The following is a 16,381-nucleotide window of genomic DNA, read 5'->3' as shown; positions in this document are numbered from 1 at the left end:
TCGGATGTGCGCGAGGCGCCGTCCTATGCTTAAATCGTCGCAGGTTACCGGCCATGGAAGGGCATTTGCCGCACGCCCGGCCGGTCTTGGATTAACTCGGGAGTTGTGAATCATGTGGAAACGATGGGGAATGGCGACGTTGGCCGTCGCCAGCGTCTTGCTGTCCGGATGCGCCAGCACGGTCACCAGTCAGGTCACCGCGTTCGGCGATTCGCCGGGTTTCGACGGGCCGCGCACTTACGCGCTCACGCGCACGCCCGAGCAGCAGAACAATCAGGAACACGCGACCTACGAGCAGTGGTTGCGTACGCGTCTGTCGGGGGATGGTTTCAGTGAGCAAAGTGCGTCGAGTGCGCACTATCTGGTCGGTATGACCTACGGTATTCAGCAGCAGGTGATGCGCGTGACGGAACCGGCCTACGATCCGATGTTCGCGCCCGGCCCCTGGGGGCCGTGGGGACGTCCGTGGGGCTGGTACGGCTATCCCTACGGCGCGCCGCCTGCCTATGTCCAGCGCGATTATCCCTACGCGCTTGCCGGTTTGCAGTTGCGTTTCACCGACCGCGCCAGCGGCAAGGAGGTGTACCGCGTGCAGGCCGATACGAGCGACGCCGGCACCTCGATGGCTTCCGCGATGCCGTTCCTGATCGACGCGGCACTCAAGCAGTTGCCGTTCCCGAGCGGACGCACGGTCAGCGTGCAGCAGCAGGTCGGGAAGTAAGACGGCATGCGCCGGCGGTGACGTCAGCCGACACCCGGCGGCGGAACCCCGGCAACGGATCCGGGCAATGCAATAAGAGCGCCGGAGTCAACGCCCGCGTCTGACGACGCATGGCCTGGCTCCGGCGTATTGCATTACTGCATCAGCGTAATCACGCCGAGCACCAGGAAGATGACGGCGGCCACGGCGTGCACCGCACGCGTGGGCAGACGTCCCGAGAACTTGTGACCGACGAGCACGGCGGGCACGTTGGCGAGCATCATGCCGAGGGTCGTGCCGGCCACCACACCGAAGAAATCCTGATAGCGCGCCGCGAGCATGACCGTGGCGATCTGCGTCTTGTCGCCCATCTCGGCAATGAAGAACGTGATGACGGTCGACACGAACACCCCGAACTTGCGGCGGGTGTTGGTTTCCTCGTCATCGAGCTTGTCGGGTACGAGAATCCAGATCGCCATGCCGATGAACGATGCGACGACCGCCCATTTCATGATGGCGGGGCTGATGGCGCTCGACAGCCATTCCCCGACGGCGCCTGCGAAGCCGTGATTCACGAGCGTGGCGACGAAAATGCCGAGAATGATCGGTACGGGCTTCTTGAAGCGCGCGGCGAGCACGAGGGACAGCAGTTGGGTTTTATCGCCGATTTCGGCAAGCGCGACCACACCGGTCGATACGAGGAATGGGGACACCTTATTTTTCTCCGCCGGGCCGTGTAATTGCGAGCCAATGACAATGCATCCCGGCCCGGGTGGCGGAAGCATCGTCATCGGTCTCGCCAGGCCCGAGGGCTGCGCACGCCATAGCCGGAACCGGCCAAGTTTGTTGACGTACGCCCCTGCCGAAGACGGATGTCTATGACAGGGCGGCTACTCCCCAATGAATCGAGGCGGATTATAGCATCCGCGCGTTGATGTACAAAATGCAAAAAAGGGCGGCCGAAGCCGCCCAAGGAGATCCCCGGCCGCATGCCCCTTGCGCGCGGCCGGCGACTGCGGGGAAACGTTCGCCACGCCAGGGCAGCGGCGGCCGTTTCCTCGCAAAGACAGCTGTCGTGTCGTTATCCCGACGCCCCGCAACGGGACGTCATCTCACCACTCAGTGCGCCGTGCGGCGATGCACCGGCTTGCCCGCCGCGTAGGTCGTGGCGATGGCGCGGTCGTCGCCCAGCATCGCGAACGCAAACAGCAGTTCCTCCAGCGATTCGGCCAGTGCGGTACGACGCGCGAGCAGCGGCGTGGCCTTCGGATCGAGTACCACGAAGTCGGCTTCTGCGCCCACGGCCAGCGTGCCGATCGTGCCGTGCAGGTCCAGCGCGTGCGCCGCGCCCTCGGTGGCGAGATAGAACATGCGTTCGGCCGAGAGGTGATAGCCCGACAGACGGGCCACCTTGTGCGCCTCGTTCATCGTCTGCAACATCGAGAAGGTCGAGCCGCCGCCCACGTCCGTGGCGAGCGTGACCGGCATGCGCGTCGCTTCGGCGGCGGCGAAGTCGAACAGCCCGCTGCCGAGGAACTGGTTCGATGTGGGGCAATGCGCGGCGACGGTACCCGTCTCGAACATGCGGCGGCGATCGTGCTCGTCGAGCCAGATGCAGTGGCCGTACACGGCGCGCTTGCGCAGCAGCTTGTAATGGTCGTAGACGTCGAGATAGCTGCGATGCCCCGGAAACAGCGAGCGCACCCATTCGACTTCGTCGGTGTTCTCCGCCACGTGGCTCTGGATGAAGACGTCCTGATACTGTTCGGCGAGTTCACCGCACACGCCGAGCTGGGCTTCGGTCGACGTCGGTGCGAAGCGCGGCGTGAGCGCGTAGAGCTGACGCCCCTTGTTATGCCAGCGCTGGATCAGCGTTTCGCTGTCGCGCGCGCCGCTCTCGGCCGTGTCGCGCAGGAAGTCCGGGCAGTTGCGATCCATCATCACCTTGCCCGCGATCATGCGCAGATTGCGCGAGTCGCTTTCCTTGAAGAAGGCATCGGCCGAACCCGGGTGCACGGTGCAGTACACCAGCGCGCTCGTGGTGCCGCCGCGCAGCAGTTCGTCGAGGAAAAACTGGGCGACGTCGGCCGCGTATTCCGGATTTTCGAAGCGACGCTCGGTCGGGAACGTGTACTTCTCCAGCCACGGCAGCAGCCCCGGCGCGGGCGACGCGATCATATCCGTTTGCGGATAGTGGATGTGCGTGTCGATGAAGCCCGGGGTGATGACTTTGCCGCGCAGGTCTTCGATGGGCGTGCCCGCCGGGAGCGCCGGCGCCACCCTGGCATAGTCGCCTACGGCGGTGATGCGGCCGTTGGCGAACGCGACGATGCCGTCCGTGTGATGCACGGTGCCTGGCGTGCCGTCGAGATAGGCGCGCGCGGGATCGTGGGTGAAGTAGACCAGTTGGGCACGCACGGCGCGAAGCTCGCCGGTGGCCATCGTGGTGGGGTTTGCGGTGGACATGAGTGGGGTCCTTCTGTCTTTACATTTGCGTGAGCAGCAGCACGGCCAGCGCTGCCACGACCCACATCGCGGGCTTGATCTCCTTCACGCGTCCCGTGAACAGCTTGAGAACGACGAAGGCGAGGAAGCTGTAGGCGATGCCGTCGGTGATCGAATACGAAATCGGAATCATCACGAGCGCGATGAAACTCGGGATGGCTTCGTCCATGCGATGCCACTCGATGCGCGCGACCGACTCCATCATAAACACACCGACGAGGATCAGCGCCGGGGCCGTAGCGATGGCCGGCACGAGCGAGAGCATCGGCGAGAGGAACAGGAACGGCAGGAACAGCAACGCGCACACCACGGCGGTCAGGCCGGTGCGGCCGCCCTGGGCGATACCGGCGGCCGATTCGATGTAGGCGTTCGCCGGGCTCGTGCCGAGCGGGCCGGAGATGAGCACCGAGAACGAGTCGACGATCATCGCCTGACGCATGTTGCGCGGATTGCCGTCGCGATCCTTCATGTTGCCGGCTTCGGCAATGCTCATGAAGGTCGAGAGGGTATCAAAGAACGCCGTGAAGAGCATCACGAAGATGAACGGCAGGTAAGCCACCTTGAGCGCGCCCATCAGGTCGAGTTGACCGATGCCCGAGAAGTCCGGTGCGGCGAAGAATCCCTGGAAGTTCACCAGCGTGGCCGTGGCGATTTCCTTGGGGAAGTAGCCGCTGCCGTCGCCCCAGAGACGCCCGATGGGCACAGCCATGAGCGTGGTGACGACGATACCGATCATCAGCGCGCCGTTCACGCGACGTGCGACGAGCACGGTCGTGAGCGCAAGCCCGATAAGGAACGTGACGGTCGGCGGCGACAGGTGCGCGAGACGCACGACCGTGACCGGATCGCTCACCACGAGCTTGGCGTTGACCAGTCCGATCACGGTGATGAACAGGCCGATGCCGCACGAGATGGCGTAACGCAGGTTCGCGGGAATCGCTTCGACGACGAAGCGTCGCACGTTCAGCGCGGCGAGCAAGGCGAACAGAATGCCCGACCAGAACACGCAGCCCAGTGCGGTCTGCCACGGCATGCCCACGCCATGCACCATCGTGAACGCGAACAGCGCGTTTAGGCCCATGCCCGGCGCGACGAGCACCGGATTGCGCGCGTACAGCCCCATCGCGCAACTGCCGAAGAAGCTGATGAGCACCGTGGCGGTCAGTGCCGCCGGGAAGGCCATGCCGGTCTTGGACAGGATGGCCGGATTCACGACGATGATGTACATCGCCGCGAGGAAAGTCGTGATACCCGCTATCACTTCGGTGCGGAACGTGGAGCCGAGCGCCGTGATACCGAAATAACGATCGAGCGGGGATGCCGGTTGCGCGCCCGCCACGCGCGTGCCGTCGTTCGTCGCAGTCGTTGCCGCCGGCGCCTTGTCGATGGCGGCATCGAGTGCGACGTCAAGCGTATGACTCGCCGGGGGGCTGAGCGATGAGTCCATGGGGTGTTGTCTCCGATATGTTCTATGTGGAGTGCGCCTCGCGCCGGGGGTGTGGGGGCACCTTTGGCACGTATCAGGGCACGCTCGAAAAATAGCATCGGGCCCCGGTGAAAATATTCCTCATGCGGAATGTTCCACATCATCGGCAGGTAATGTGGCGATGCGCGTGGAGCGGCCATTACGGCTATTACGGCCATTACGGCCATTACCGATCGCGCGCACATAAAAAAACGCCCGAATGATTCGGGCGTTTGACTGGCGGAATGGTTAGCGGTGGCGGTTCATGCCGTGTGCGCCGCGCGGAATTGCTCAAGTTCACCGACCAGACGGCGCTTCTCGCTGTCATCGATGAACGAGGCTTCGAAGCTATTCCTTGCCATCGTGTAAGCGTCGTCGAGCGTCATGTCGAGTGCGTCGAACGTCGCGAGGAAGTTCTCGTTCAGATAGCCGCCGAAGTAGGCCGGGTCGTCCGAGTTGATCGTCACTGCCAGACCGCGTTTGAGCAACTGATGCAGCGTGTGCTGTCCCATGTCGTCGAACACTTTGAGACGCACGTTCGACAGCGGGCACACCGTCAGCGCGATTTTCTCGCGCGCGAGGCGATCCAGCAGCGCCTCGTCTTCGATGGCGCGCACGCCGTGATCGACGCGCTCCACGCGCAGCATGTCGAGCGCTTCGTGAATGTACTCGGGCGGGCCTTCTTCACCGGCGTGCGCCACGATGCGCAGGCCGAGCGCGCGGCAGCGCTCGAACACCCGCGCGAACTTGTTGGGCGGATGCCCCTGTTCCGACGAGTCGAGCCCCACGCCCACGAGACGATGCCCGTGGCTGTTGAAATACGGCAGCGCCGTTTCCAGCGTTTGCAGGGCGTCTTCCTCGGGAAGATGGCGCAGGAAGCACAGGATCAGACGGCTCGTAATGCCATGCTGCGCTTCGGCTTCGGCCAGCGCGCGTTCGATGCCGTTGACGACCGTGGCCATCGAAACGCCGCGCGAGGTGTGCGTCTGCGGATCGAAGAAGATTTCCGTGTGGCGGATGTTGTCGGCGGCAGCGCGCGTCATGTAGGCACGCGTCATGTCGTAGAAATCGTTTTCGGTGAGCAGCACGCTTGCGCCCGCGTAGTAGATGTCCAGGAACGACTGAAGATCGGTGAAGGCGTAGGCGTCGCGAAGGGCTTCCACGCTCAGATAGGGCAGCGTGACGCCATTGCGCCCGGCGAGGCGGAAGATCAGTTCGGGCTCCAGCGTGCCCTCGATGTGCAGATGCAGCTCCGCCTTGGGCATGGCGCAAAGGGTCTTGGCGAGTTCTGGCGTGAGTGGCATGGGGTGTCTTGTGTGAGGGGGATGGGCGGGATTCTACCGTCGGAGACCCTCGCCGGTCTCGTGGGCGCGTTGCCGTCTGTGACGTTCGCGAGATCGTCAGGCCGAAATGCCGGTGTCCTGCGTCGCCGTCTGAGCGGTCTGCGCCATCTGATGCATCTGCTGTTCGCGCACGCGCAGCAACTGCGCCGTGACGGCAATCGCAATCGTCGCGGGGGCTTTGCCGCTGATTCCGGCCACACCGATGGGGCAGATCATCTGTTCGAAACGCTCGGGCGGCACGCCGCGATCGCGCAGGCGGTGTTCGAACTGACGACGCTTGGTCATCGACCCGATCAACCCGAAATAGGCGAAATCGCGGCGCTTGAAGATTTCCTCGCACAGGCGCTGATCCAATGCATGGTTGTGCGTCATGACGAGGAAATACGCCCCCGGCGGCGCTTCGGTCACCACGGCCTCCGGCGTGTCGGTCGACTCTACGACGGTATTGGGGGGCACCGATTCGGGGAACGTCTCGGTGCGCTCGTCGGCCCATGTGACCCGGCACGGCAGCGTGGCGAGCACTTGCACGATGGCTTGCCCGACGTGGCCCGCGCCGAACAGCACGATATGGAAGTCGCTCGGCGCGAGACGCTCGGTGAGCCACAGCCAGCCGTCGCTGCCTTGCCAGAACGAGCAGGCGGCATCGTCGGCGTCGCGAGTGAGCGTATGCGGTTGGGCGAGCGGTTCGCTGGCGTCGAGTGCCGTCAGCAGTACCGTGCCGCCTTGTTGCTGGCTTGCCGCCGCGTCTGCCCCCGGTGCGCCGAACGCGACACTGCGCAGGCTCGCCTGACCGGCTGCCAGACGCTTGTGCAAGGCGCTCACCCAGGCCAGATCGGCCAGCGTGAGCACTTCGAAGGCGAGGGTGACGGCGCCGCCGCAGCACTGGCCGAGGCTCGGGCCGAGCGCAAAGCGCTCGACGTGGCGCGCGCCTTGCTGCCCGTACTGACGCAGCAACTGGCGCGCGACATCCATCGCCCGCCATTCGAGATGGCCGCCGCCGATCGTCTCCCACACGTGTTCACGCGTCACAAGCAGATGTGTGCCCGCCTCACGCGGCGCAGAGCCCTCCACGCGCGCGATCGTGACCAGTACGGCCGCTTCGCCGCGCGCGAGCAGCTTGTGGGCGACGTCGACCCAGCGATGCATCAGGCGGCGCTCCGTGTTCGCAACTCGGTGATCGCCATGAGCAGCGCTTCGGAGGTGGCCGGTGCGTTGAGTACCGGCTCGTCGCGATAGTCGTTCACGCTGGCCACCGCGTCGCGCAGGGCGTTGAACACCGAGAACGGCAGCAGCAGCGGCGGCTCGCCCACGGCTTTCGAGCGATGGATCGAGTCCATCACGTTGGTGTTGTCGAACAGTGCCACGCGGAAGTCCGTCGGGCAATCGCTGATGCCGGGAATCTTGTAAGTGGAGGGGGCGTGCGTCATGAGCTTGCCGTCCTTGTTCCACCACAGCTCTTCCGTCGTGAGCCAGCCCATGCCCTGAATGAACGCGCCTTCGACCTGACCGATGTCGAGCGCCGGGTTGATCGACTTGCCCGCGTCGTGCAGTACATCGGCGCGCAGCAGACGCCATTCGCCGGTGAGCGTGTCGAGAATCACTTCCGAGACGGCCGCGCCGTAGGCGAAGTAGTAGAACGGGTTGCCGTTCATCGCCTTGGCGTCCCACGAGAGTCCCGGCGTGGCGTAGAAACCGTCCGACCAGAGTTGCACGCGTGCCCAGTACGCCGCTTCCACGAGATCGGGGAAGGGGATGTCGTTGCCGTTCGCGCTGACGAGGTCGTCGGCGAAGCGCACGTCGTCCGTCGAGCCGCCGTACTTCTGCGCGGCAAACGCGGCCAGACGCTGGCGAATCTGCCACGCCGCGTTCTGTGCGGCCTTGCCGTTCAGATCGGCCCCGGTCGATGCGGCCGTAGCCGACGTGTTTGCTACCTTGCTCGTGTCGGTGGCCGTCACCCGCACGTGGGAGAGGTCGACGCCGAGTTCGTGCGCCACCACCTGCGCGACCTTGGTGTTCAGTCCCTGACCCATCTCGGTGCCGCCGTGGTTCACGAGCATCGAGCCGTCACGGTAGACGTGCACCAGCGCACCGGCCTGGTTGAACGCCTGCACGTTGAACGAGATGCCGAACTTGAGCGGCGTGAGCGCCAACCCCTTGCGCAGCACCGGGCTCGTGCGGTTGAACGCGCGCACGGCTTCGCGGCGGGCGCGGTAGTCGCTCGTGCGCTCCAGTTCCGCGACCAGCTCGTGGATGATGTTGTCCTTGACGAGCTGTCCGTACGGCGTGACGTTGCGCTCGGTCTTGCCGTAGAAGTTCACGCGGCGCACGTCCAGTGCATCCTTGCCCAGACGTCGTGCGATGGCGTCTTGCAGCACTTCCATGATGAGCGCGCCTTGCGGGCCGCCGAAGCCACGGAACGCCGTGTTCGATTGCGTGTTCGTCTTGCCGCACAGGGCGCGCAGATCGGCGTCGGGCACGAAGTAGGCGTTGTCGAAGTGGCAGATGGCGCGCGTGGCGACCGGGCCCGACAGGTCAGCCGAGAATCCGGCGCGCAGCGTCATGTCGACTTTCGCGCCGGTAATGCGGCCGTCGCCGTCGAAACCGACGTCATACTCGAAGTAGAAGCCGTGACGCTTGCCCGTCATCATGAAGTCGTCGTCACGATCCAGACGCAGCTTCACCGGGCGCTTGAGCTTTGAGGCACACAGCGCGGCGACGCAGGCGAACAGGCCCGACTGCGATTCCTTGCCGCCGAAGCCGCCGCCCATACGACGGCATTCGACCTGCACCTGATGGCTGTGCCAGCCCAGCGCATGGGAGACGAGCGCCTGCATTTCGCTCGGGTGCTGCGTCGAGCAATAGACGTGGATGCCGTCGTTTTCCTTGGGGATGGCGTACGAAATCTGGCCTTCGAGGTAGAACTGCTCCTGCCCGTTGCATTCGAACGTGCCGCTCAGGCGGTTCGGCGACGCTTGCAGCGCGGCATCGGCATCGCCCCGGCGCAATTGCATCGGCGGAAGTACGCCGGCGCCAGCGGCCTTGGCGGCCTGCGGCGTGAGGATGGCGGGCAAGTCTTCGTATTCGCCCTTGGCCAGACGTGCGGCGCGACGGGCGTCGTCGTGGGATTCGGCCACCACGGCGAACATCGGCTGGCCGATGTACTGCACGACACCGTCCGCGAAAATCGGGTCGTCGTGAATGACCGGGCCGCAATCGTTCACGCCGGGAATGTCGGCGGCGGTGAGCACGGCGATCACGCCCGGGGCGCGGCGCACGGCGTCGAGATCGAGCGAGAGAATGCGCGCGTGCGCCTTGGGCGACGGGCCGAGCGCGCAGTGCAGCGTGCCTTGCAGCTCGGGAATGTCGTCGGTATACGTGGCCTCGCCGGCCACGTGAAGCTCGGCCGACTCGTGCGGGCGCGAGCGGCCGACCTGGGCGGCAGTCTGTGCGGTCTGCGTCATGAAGCCTTCGACTTGCGTGTTCATGGGCAACTCCGGTTAGACGTTGGCAAACGCGTTGACTTCGTGCGCCGCAAGCGGCGCGTCGGTGCGCGTTTCCAGGAAAAAACGATACAGCAGATTCTGCGCACCGGCCAGACGATACGCGCTCGTCGCGCGCATGTCGGACAGCGGCTGATAGTCCGTCGGCAGGGCGGCCATGGCGGCGCGCACATTGGCTTCCGTCCACGGCTGGCCGTTCAGTGCCGCTTCGATGGCGCTGCCGCGCTTGGGCGTGGCGGCCATGCCGCCGAAGGCGATGCGCGCCGAGCGCACGGTGTCGCCGTCGAGTTCGACGGCAAACGCGGCGCAAACGGCCGAGATGTCCTGATCGAAGCGTTTCGCGAGCTTGTAGGTGCGAAAGCGTTGCGCCGTGCCCGGCAGCGGCACGCGAATGCCCTGCACGAACTCGCCCGCTTCGAGGGCGTTCTTCTGATACGCAATGTAGAAGTCTTCGAGCGGCATTTCACGCACCACGCCTTCGCGGTGCAGCACGATGCGCGTGCCGAGCACGATCAGCGCGGGCATCGAATCCCCGATGGGCGAGCCGTTGGCGACGTTGCCGCCGAGCGTGCCGGCATTGCGGATCGGGAACGAGGCGAAGCGCTGACGCAGTTCGGCCAGATCCGGATAGTGATTGACGAGCGCATCGAACGCATCGTTGAGCAAGGCCCCTGCACCGATGTAGATGCCGTTCGGACCTTCGGAAATCTCACGCAGTTCCGCCACCTGACCGATGTAGACGAGGTGCTTCAGTTCGCGGAATTGCTTCGTCACCCACAGGCCCACGTCGGTGCTGCCGGCAAGGATGCGGGCGTCCGGGTAGGCGGCGCGCAGACGGCCGAGTTCGGCGAGCGTGCGCGGTGCGTGGAAGACATGGCCGTCGTGTTCATACGAAAGTGTGTCGCCGCGCTGCAACGCCTGAAGCTGCTCCGCGAGCGCCTTCCGGTCGAATGCCTGGCGCGGCAGCTCGAACATCTTCTGTGCGGCGTCGACGATGGGACGGTAGCCCGTGCAGCGGCACAGGTTGCCGGACAGCACATCGTCGATTTCCCTGCGGCCCGGGCAGCCGGCGTCGGCCGGACGGTTCAGATACATGGCCCACAGCGACATCACGAAGCCCGGCGTGCAGAAACCGCACTGCGAGGCATGGCAGTCCACCAGCGCCTGCTGCACCGGGTGCAGCGTGCCGTCGGCAGCGCGCAGGTCTTCGACCGTGAAGAGCGCCTTGCCGTCGAGCGTGGGCAGGAACTGGATGCACGCATTGACCGCACGCAGCGCCACGTTGCCATCGTCGGCCAACTCGCCGATCACGACCGTGCAGGCGCCGCAATCGCCCTCGGCACAACCTTCCTTGGTGCCGGTGCAATGCAGGTCTTCGCGCGTGTACTGAAGCACGGTGCGGGTCGTGGCTTCGCCAGTGACCTCGTGCACCTTGCCGCGGTAAAAGAAGCGGATGGCTTGTGTCTCCATGGTTCTCAGTGTAGTGCAGTGGGGTTGCAGGGGTGCCGGATCGCTTGTCATCGCCCGGAAGCCCCGGTGGACGGGGCGGGAGCGGTATGGAACAGGCCCGGCGTAGGGATGAGCCGAAGATAGCACCGGCTGACGGGGGAAATATTTCGCCACCATGATGATGGCTATTCGGGCGCCCCGATGAGCCGTGCTTGTCATAAACTACCGCTCAACCTGCCGTTTTCCGGTGTTCAACACGCCTTCAGAGCGCCCCCGCCCATGCAAAGACCCCGCGAACAGATCGACGCCTACCTGCTGCGGGTACTCCATACGCTGCTCACCGAGCAAAGCGTCTCGCGCGCCGCGCTCAAGCTGGGGCAGTCGCAGCCGGCCATCAGCAACTCGCTGCGCCGCCTGCGCGAGATCACCGGCGACGCCATTCTGGTGCGCGGCAAGAGCGGCATGGTGGCCACCGAGCGCGGCCGGGAACTGCTGGGCTACGCCACCGACGCGCTCGCCGCCATTGAACGCATTACCCATCCGACCACCGAATTCGCGCCGCAAACCACCACGCGGGCGTTCCGGCTAGGCGCCCCCGACTACCTCGATGCCGTCTTTTTGCCCAACATCGCCGAAGTGCTGCGCCGCGATGCACCGTCGGCCAGACTGCATGTCCAGCCGATCAATGCCGGCTTCGATTACGCGGGCGCGCTGGAAAACGGCTCGCTCGATGTGGTGATCGGCAACTGGCTGGAGCCGCCGCCGCAGTTGCACATGTCGCGGCTGTTCGACGACGAGGTCGTCTGCATGCTCGGCGCGCAGCACCCGCTCGCGAACAAGGGCATCTCGCTCAAGCACTACCTGGAGTTGCCGCACCTCGCGCCGATGCCTTACGTCGCCGAGCGGCAGAGCTTCATCGACGGCTATCTGGCCGAGCAGGGGCTGCGCCGCAATATCCAGATGACGATGCCTTACTTCGGGCTGGTGCCTTACGTGCTGATGCGCACCGATCTGGTGTTCACGACGGGGCGTCAGTTTGCGCAGCATTACGCGCGTTATCTGCCGATTCGTGTGGTGCCGTCGCCGATCCAGTTCCCGCCCATGCGCTTCTATCAACTGTGGCACGAGCGCACGCACGCCGCGCCGGAGGTGACGTGGCTGCGCCGACGCATCGCCGAAGTGGCGACGGAACTCGATGCGGCGAGCGGCGGTGGCAGCGGCGGGACGGACGCGCCTGCGTTGGCGCGGCCCTGAGCGCGATAGCGTCTCAGCACAAGGCTTGTGGCCCAAAGCATAACGGCCGTCGCCCCAGGGGCTGACGGCCGTTTTTGCGTGTGGCTTAACGTGTCGCGGCAGTGCGACAAGCCTTGAGCGACTAACCTTAGCGCAACGAAATCGCGCGACGCGGGCGATGCAGCGCCAGCGCCAGGAAAATCACCACGAATGCGGCGAGCGACCACATCGGCAGCGTCAGCCCCAGAATCGGCGGGTACATCGTCTGGCACATGCCCTGCACCTGGAAGACTTGCGGCAGCATGCGCGAGGTCGGCAGCGCGTCGACGAACGCTTCGACCACGTCGTAACCGCAGCTCACCATCGGATTGGCCTGCACGTAGATCAGATAGGCCGACGCGGCCATGCCGCCGATGGCCGACAGCGCAGCGAGCACGCGCGCGACCTGAATGCCTGCCCATCCCCGCGAGACCGCACCGACGAGACCGAAGATCGCGATCAGCAGCAGTGCATAACGCGCCAGAATGCACAGCGGGCACGGGTCTTCGTGAAGCACGTACTGGAAGTACAGTGCGCCGCCCAGCAGGGCGAGGCAAACCACGGTGAGCAGGAGATACAGCAGACGTTCGCGGCGCAGGGCCGGGTCGATTTGAGCGTTCATTTCACTTCGGGCGGTAGGCCATCACAAATCCCGCGAATCCCCGCATGACGCCGGGCAGCAGGCACTTGGGCTGGGATTGTAACCCCAGCCCGGGGCGTGTGTGAGTCGAAAAATTAGGGAACTTTTCGCCCGAAAATCAGACGATTGCGCGCGTTCCGATGCCACCCGCTTCGCGAGTTGAGGATTGACCCTGACAGGCGGTGCGATGCGGTTGCGCGCCGTCCGCCCGTGTTTTGCGTCAACGCTTGATGCGTCAACCCCCCAGACCTGCCGAGCGCAGGGCGCGCTCGATGGCGCGTCCGGTTGGGAAGAGGCGGGCGTCGTCGCCGCGTGCGCCGCTGACCATGAGGCCGATTGGGGCTTCTCCCTTCGCCTGACAAGGCAACGAAAAGGCGCAGCCGTCGATCATGTTGATGGCCGTGGGGTTGCGCAGCACGAGCGCGTTGGTCGCGGTGAAGGCGTCGTCGCTGGCTTCGAGCGGGGCGATGGCGGGCGGCGTGAGCGGCACGGTCGGGCACAGCACGGCGTCGAAGCGTTGCCAGACGGGGACGGCGGCCGCGATCAGCGCTGCCCGGGCGTTGAGCAGGTCGATGTAGTCGGCCGCACCCGCCGGCTCGCCCTTGCGGATGCGCACGAGCACGCGGGGGTCGTAGCCGTCTGCACGCTCGGCGAGCAGCTTGCGATGCCAGGCATACGCCTCGATCGGGGAAAAGCCGAAGCGGTTGATCGCGGGCAGGTTGTCGAACGGCGTGAACTGGAATTCGACGAGCGTGGCCCCGGCCTGGGCAAGCGCCGAGAGGGCGCGCTCGTAGATGGCGAGGGCGGCCGGTTCGGCGCCGTCGAGCACGAAGTTGGTCAAGACGCCGAAACGCATGCCGCGCACACTGCGCGGCGCGGCCGGGGTTTCGTCCACCGGATTGCCGGCGAGAATCGCGTCGATCCACGCGCAGCAATCCACCGAGCGACCGATGGGGCCGACCGAGTCGAGCGACGTCGACAGCGGCAGGGCGCCATCGCGCGGGGTGCGCGAGGCCGTCGGCTTGAAGCCCGTCAGGCCGCAGAATGCCGCCGGAATACGGATCGAGCCGCCCGTATCGGTGCCCAGACCCACTGCTGCCATGCCGTCGGCGACCGAAGCGGCGGCTCCCGACGAGGACCCGCCGGCGATGTGGCCGGCTTCACGCTGCCACGGCGAGCGCGGCGTGCCGTAATGCGGATTCAGCCCGAGGCCTGAAAACGCGAACTCGGTCATGTTGGTGCGGCCGACGATGACGGCGCCCGCCTGACGCAAGCGGGCAACGGCAAGCGCGTCATGCGTGGCGGGAGCGGCGTCGGCGAGCACCGTGGAGCCGGCGCGCGTGACCTGACCTGCGACGTCGAACAGATCCTTGACCGAGACGGGAACGCCCATGAGCGGCGACAGGCGCGTGCCGGCGCGGCGCAGCGCGTCGAGCCCGTCGGCGGCGTCGCGGGCGGCTTGGGCATCGACCTGCGTGAAAACGACATTGCCCTGACCGGCGGGATCGGCAATGCGCGAGAGCGCCTGCTCCGTGAGGGCGCGGCTGGTGGTGCGGCCCGCGTCGAGCGCGGCGGCGAGTTCGGACAGGGGGCGTTGCAGATCGATGGCGTCGGTGCTCATGGTCAGATCGCTTTCAGAATATGGGTGCGGAATTCTTCGATGTGACGGGCGATGGCCCGCCGGGCGCGCTCGCCGTCATGGGCGGCCAGCGCTTCGTACAGTTCCAGATGCTCTTCATAGACGCCTTCCAGATGGCTCGGCGTGGACAGCGCGAGAAACCAGAAGCGCAGCGAGCGTTCGTGCAGGCCGCGCAGCAGTTCGGCGAGTGTCTGGTTGCGCGAGGCGCGCGAAATCGCCAGATGGAAGTCGCGGTCGATGCGCATCATGGCCGCGACGTCGCGCGCTGCGATGGCCTCACGCGAACGCGCCAGCACGGCGTGAATGGCCGCGAGGTCGTCTGGCGTGGCGGCACGCGCGGCCAGTTCGACGCAGTACGTCTCGTTGATCATGCGCACGTCGATGATCTCGAGCGCATCGTTCAGCGAGACGGGCGCGACCATCGCGCCCTTGCGCGGCAGGATGACCAACAACCCTTCGAGCGCCAGACGGTGCATTGCCTGGTGCACGGGCGTGCGTCCGAGTCCCGTCGACTGCATCAGTTGCGCTTCGTTGAGCGTTTCGCCCGGACGCAGACGCAACGTGATGATGTCGTGCTTGATCGCTTCGTAGGCGCGTTCCGTCAGGCTGCGGCTGTCCGTGGCGGCGGGCGGCGCGAGGGTGGCTGCGGTGGCATCTGTGGCGATGTGAGAAGCGCGGGACTCGAAAGCGGTGTCGTTGGGCATCGGATGGGGGCGGTCAGTCGGCGATCGCCAGCGCCCGGGTGGCGTAGCAATGCCGGATCGTGCGGCCGAGGACCGGGTCGTGCAGCTCGATCTCGAACTGCTCGCCACCGGCCACGCCGCCAATGGCAGCGAGTGTGCCACAGAACATGGCCGCGCCCGGCGGCAAGCCTTGCGTCCCGAGCTTCGCCATCAATTCCTGCGGCGACAGCAGGCCGTCCACATTGCCTTCCTGATACAGACGCCGCTCGCCGTCCGTTGTCACCCACGAGCGCATCGTCAGACGATCCCAGTGCGCGGCGACGTCGGCGAAACGCCATGCCTCGCGAGCCACCGGCTTGGCACAGACCTGTTTGGAGACGGTCACGCCATAGGCCTCGACTTCGCGGTCGGTGTGATCCGAACCGATGCTCACGAACAGGTCGTCGCCGTGCCGCACGAGGACGCACTCGGCTTCGCCGCTGCTGGTCTGGCCCACGACGTCGATGGCGGCGTCCTGCGAGAGCAGTGCCGGGGCGAGCCGGTAGAAGCAAGGCGTGCTCGACGGGCGGCGTACGCCCAGTGCCGCCAGCTCGGCGATGTGATGCTCGACGGCGTCCTGATCGCGCCCGGCCCAGCCGGCGATGATCAGCGTGTCGACCTGGACATCGACGCGCATGGGGGCGCCGTCGCCGGACACCATCAGTGACAAACGGGAACTCATACGTCCACAACTCCTGAAAAGACCGCTGGACAGCCGATGGATGACCAATCGCGGCGGTCAGTGAAATTCAATTGATATTTGTGTGATATTTCACAAGGAGCATCGACAAAAATCAAGAAGAAAAATTTCTGACGATGTGGTGAAAAACGGGAATTTTTTATGAAAAGCCCCGTCAATCTTGGGTTGCGCGCGTGTCAGGGCATCGCGTATATTGATTCGGCGCTAGTAGTCAGCCGTCGGATTGACCGAATATTTGCGTGATTTTCCGTTCCGGTGTGCGAACCGGCGTCCTCCGCGGGGTTGGAGGAATGCAGCAAATCACGGGGTTCGGCAGCAGGCTCGTCCGGAACCCGGGCATACGAACGCAACGTCTACCAGGTCGGCAGGGGCAAACCTGACCGGCTTCCCACCTTCATCAAGCATCACGCCTCGTGTCATCGCTGCGGCTTCTCTGAAGACGCGGC

13 protein-coding genes and 1 riboswitch are annotated in these 16,381 nt (G+C 65.4%); of the genes, 2 read left to right on the top strand and 11 right to left on the bottom strand.

Annotation, left to right across the window (positions count from 1 at the left end; genetic code table 11):
- Positions 1–112 precede the first annotated feature (112 nt).
- A complete protein-coding gene (locus tag C5N93_RS10545) occupies positions 113–721 on the top strand; it encodes a DUF4136 domain-containing protein (RefSeq protein WP_150721182.1) in 609 nt (202 codons plus the stop codon).
- 134 nt (positions 722–855) lie between these two features.
- Here C5N93_RS10545 and C5N93_RS10540 read toward each other — a convergent pair whose 3' ends face one another.
- The 7 genes from C5N93_RS10540 to xdhA form a co-directional block, all read right to left on the bottom strand.
- Positions 856–1,413: a TMEM165/GDT1 family protein gene (locus tag C5N93_RS10540; protein WP_242559227.1), complete on the bottom strand. Its 558-nt coding sequence runs from the start codon at positions 1,411–1,413 to the stop codon at positions 856–858.
- A gap of 14 nt (positions 1,414–1,427) precedes the next feature.
- Positions 1,428–1,611: riboswitch (yybP-ykoY riboswitch) on the bottom strand.
- 208 nt (positions 1,612–1,819) lie between these two features.
- Positions 1,820–3,166, bottom strand: coding sequence for a guanine deaminase (gene guaD / locus C5N93_RS10535; RefSeq protein WP_242559226.1), 1,347 nt, complete (start codon positions 3,164–3,166; stop codon positions 1,820–1,822).
- A gap of 19 nt (positions 3,167–3,185) precedes the next feature.
- Complete coding sequence (locus tag C5N93_RS10530) at positions 3,186–4,652, bottom strand: NCS2 family permease (RefSeq protein WP_242559225.1); 1,467 nt, start codon at positions 4,650–4,652, stop codon at positions 3,186–3,188.
- Positions 4,653–4,933: 281 nt separating this feature from the next.
- Positions 4,934–5,974: an adenosine deaminase gene (locus C5N93_RS10525; RefSeq protein WP_242559224.1), complete on the bottom strand. Its 1,041-nt coding sequence runs from the start codon at positions 5,972–5,974 to the stop codon at positions 4,934–4,936.
- 96 nt (positions 5,975–6,070) lie between these two features.
- Positions 6,071–7,159 (bottom strand): xanthine dehydrogenase accessory protein XdhC, encoded by a 1,089-nt coding sequence (gene xdhC, locus C5N93_RS10520; RefSeq protein WP_242559223.1) that lies wholly within the window; start codon positions 7,157–7,159, stop codon positions 6,071–6,073.
- Positions 7,159–9,498 carry a xanthine dehydrogenase molybdopterin binding subunit gene (gene xdhB / locus C5N93_RS10515; protein ID WP_242559222.1) on the bottom strand — a complete coding sequence of 780 codons (2,340 nt, stop codon included), beginning with the start codon at positions 9,496–9,498 and terminating at the stop codon, positions 7,159–7,161. Before xdhB ends, xdhC begins: the two co-directional genes overlap by 1 nt.
- A gap of 12 nt (positions 9,499–9,510) precedes the next feature.
- Positions 9,511–10,983 carry a xanthine dehydrogenase small subunit gene (gene xdhA / locus C5N93_RS10510; protein ID WP_242559221.1) on the bottom strand — a complete coding sequence of 491 codons (1,473 nt, stop codon included), beginning with the start codon at positions 10,981–10,983 and terminating at the stop codon, positions 9,511–9,513.
- A gap of 258 nt (positions 10,984–11,241) precedes the next feature.
- On the opposite strand from xdhA, the gene C5N93_RS10505 reads away from it, so the two are divergent.
- Positions 11,242–12,216, top strand: coding sequence for a LysR substrate-binding domain-containing protein (locus tag C5N93_RS10505; RefSeq protein WP_242559220.1), 975 nt, complete (start codon positions 11,242–11,244; stop codon positions 12,214–12,216).
- A 127-nt stretch (positions 12,217–12,343) separates the two neighbouring features.
- On the opposite strand, the gene C5N93_RS10500 is transcribed toward C5N93_RS10505, so the two are convergent.
- From C5N93_RS10500 to C5N93_RS10485, 4 genes are all read right to left on the bottom strand, one after another.
- Positions 12,344–12,856 (bottom strand): disulfide bond formation protein B, encoded by a 513-nt coding sequence (locus C5N93_RS10500; RefSeq protein WP_069344780.1) that lies wholly within the window; start codon positions 12,854–12,856, stop codon positions 12,344–12,346.
- A gap of 253 nt (positions 12,857–13,109) precedes the next feature.
- Complete coding sequence (locus tag C5N93_RS10495; RefSeq protein ID WP_242559219.1) at positions 13,110–14,495, bottom strand: amidase; 1,386 nt, start codon at positions 14,493–14,495, stop codon at positions 13,110–13,112.
- A gap of 2 nt (positions 14,496–14,497) precedes the next feature.
- Positions 14,498–15,217, bottom strand: a complete 720-nt coding sequence (locus C5N93_RS10490) for a GntR family transcriptional regulator (protein ID WP_242559218.1) — start codon at positions 15,215–15,217, stop codon at positions 14,498–14,500.
- A 13-nt stretch (positions 15,218–15,230) separates the two neighbouring features.
- The gene (locus C5N93_RS10485) at positions 15,231–15,917 is read right to left on the bottom strand and encodes a DUF2848 domain-containing protein (protein ID WP_242559217.1); all 687 of its coding nucleotides are present in this window, start codon (positions 15,915–15,917) and stop codon (positions 15,231–15,233) included.
- Between the last annotated feature and the right edge of the window lie 464 nt (positions 15,918–16,381).

Origin of the sequence: Pandoraea sp. LA3, from assembly GCF_022696215.1 — a bacterium.
GTDB lineage: Bacteria > Pseudomonadota > Gammaproteobacteria > Burkholderiales > Burkholderiaceae > Pandoraea > Pandoraea capi.
The sequence above is the reverse complement of the archived record's forward strand: the minus strand, read 5'-3'. Positions and strand labels throughout refer to the sequence as shown.

What these genes read in the sequence shown, in the direction of transcription:
- C5N93_RS10495 (WP_242559219.1), bottom strand. Translation starts at nt 14,495, where the DNA reads ATGAGCACCGACGCCATCGATCTGCAACGCCCCCTGTCCGAACTCGCC.
- C5N93_RS10545 (WP_150721182.1), top strand. Translation starts at nt 113, where the DNA reads ATGTGGAAACGATGGGGAATGGCGACGTTGGCCGTCGCCAGCGTCTTG.
- C5N93_RS10505 (WP_242559220.1), top strand. Translation starts at nt 11,242, where the DNA reads ATGCAAAGACCCCGCGAACAGATCGACGCCTACCTGCTGCGGGTACTC.
- xdhC (WP_242559223.1), bottom strand. Translation starts at nt 7,159, where the DNA reads ATGCATCGCTGGGTCGACGTCGCCCACAAGCTGCTCGCGCGCGGCGAA.
- C5N93_RS10485 (WP_242559217.1), bottom strand. Translation starts at nt 15,917, where the DNA reads ATGAGTTCCCGTTTGTCACTGATGGTGTCCGGCGACGGCGCCCCCATG.
- C5N93_RS10530 (WP_242559225.1), bottom strand. Translation starts at nt 4,652, where the DNA reads ATGGACTCATCGCTCAGCCCCCCGGCGAGTCATACGCTTGACGTCGCA.
- xdhA (WP_242559221.1), bottom strand. Translation starts at nt 10,983, where the DNA reads ATGGAGACACAAGCCATCCGCTTCTTTTACCGCGGCAAGGTGCACGAG.
- xdhB (WP_242559222.1), bottom strand. Translation starts at nt 9,498, where the DNA reads ATGAACACGCAAGTCGAAGGCTTCATGACGCAGACCGCACAGACTGCC.
- guaD (WP_242559226.1), bottom strand. Translation starts at nt 3,166, where the DNA reads ATGTCCACCGCAAACCCCACCACGATGGCCACCGGCGAGCTTCGCGCC.
- C5N93_RS10525 (WP_242559224.1), bottom strand. Translation starts at nt 5,974, where the DNA reads ATGCCACTCACGCCAGAACTCGCCAAGACCCTTTGCGCCATGCCCAAG.
- C5N93_RS10500 (WP_069344780.1), bottom strand. Translation starts at nt 12,856, where the DNA reads ATGAACGCTCAAATCGACCCGGCCCTGCGCCGCGAACGTCTGCTGTAT.
- C5N93_RS10490 (WP_242559218.1), bottom strand. Translation starts at nt 15,217, where the DNA reads ATGCCCAACGACACCGCTTTCGAGTCCCGCGCTTCTCACATCGCCACA.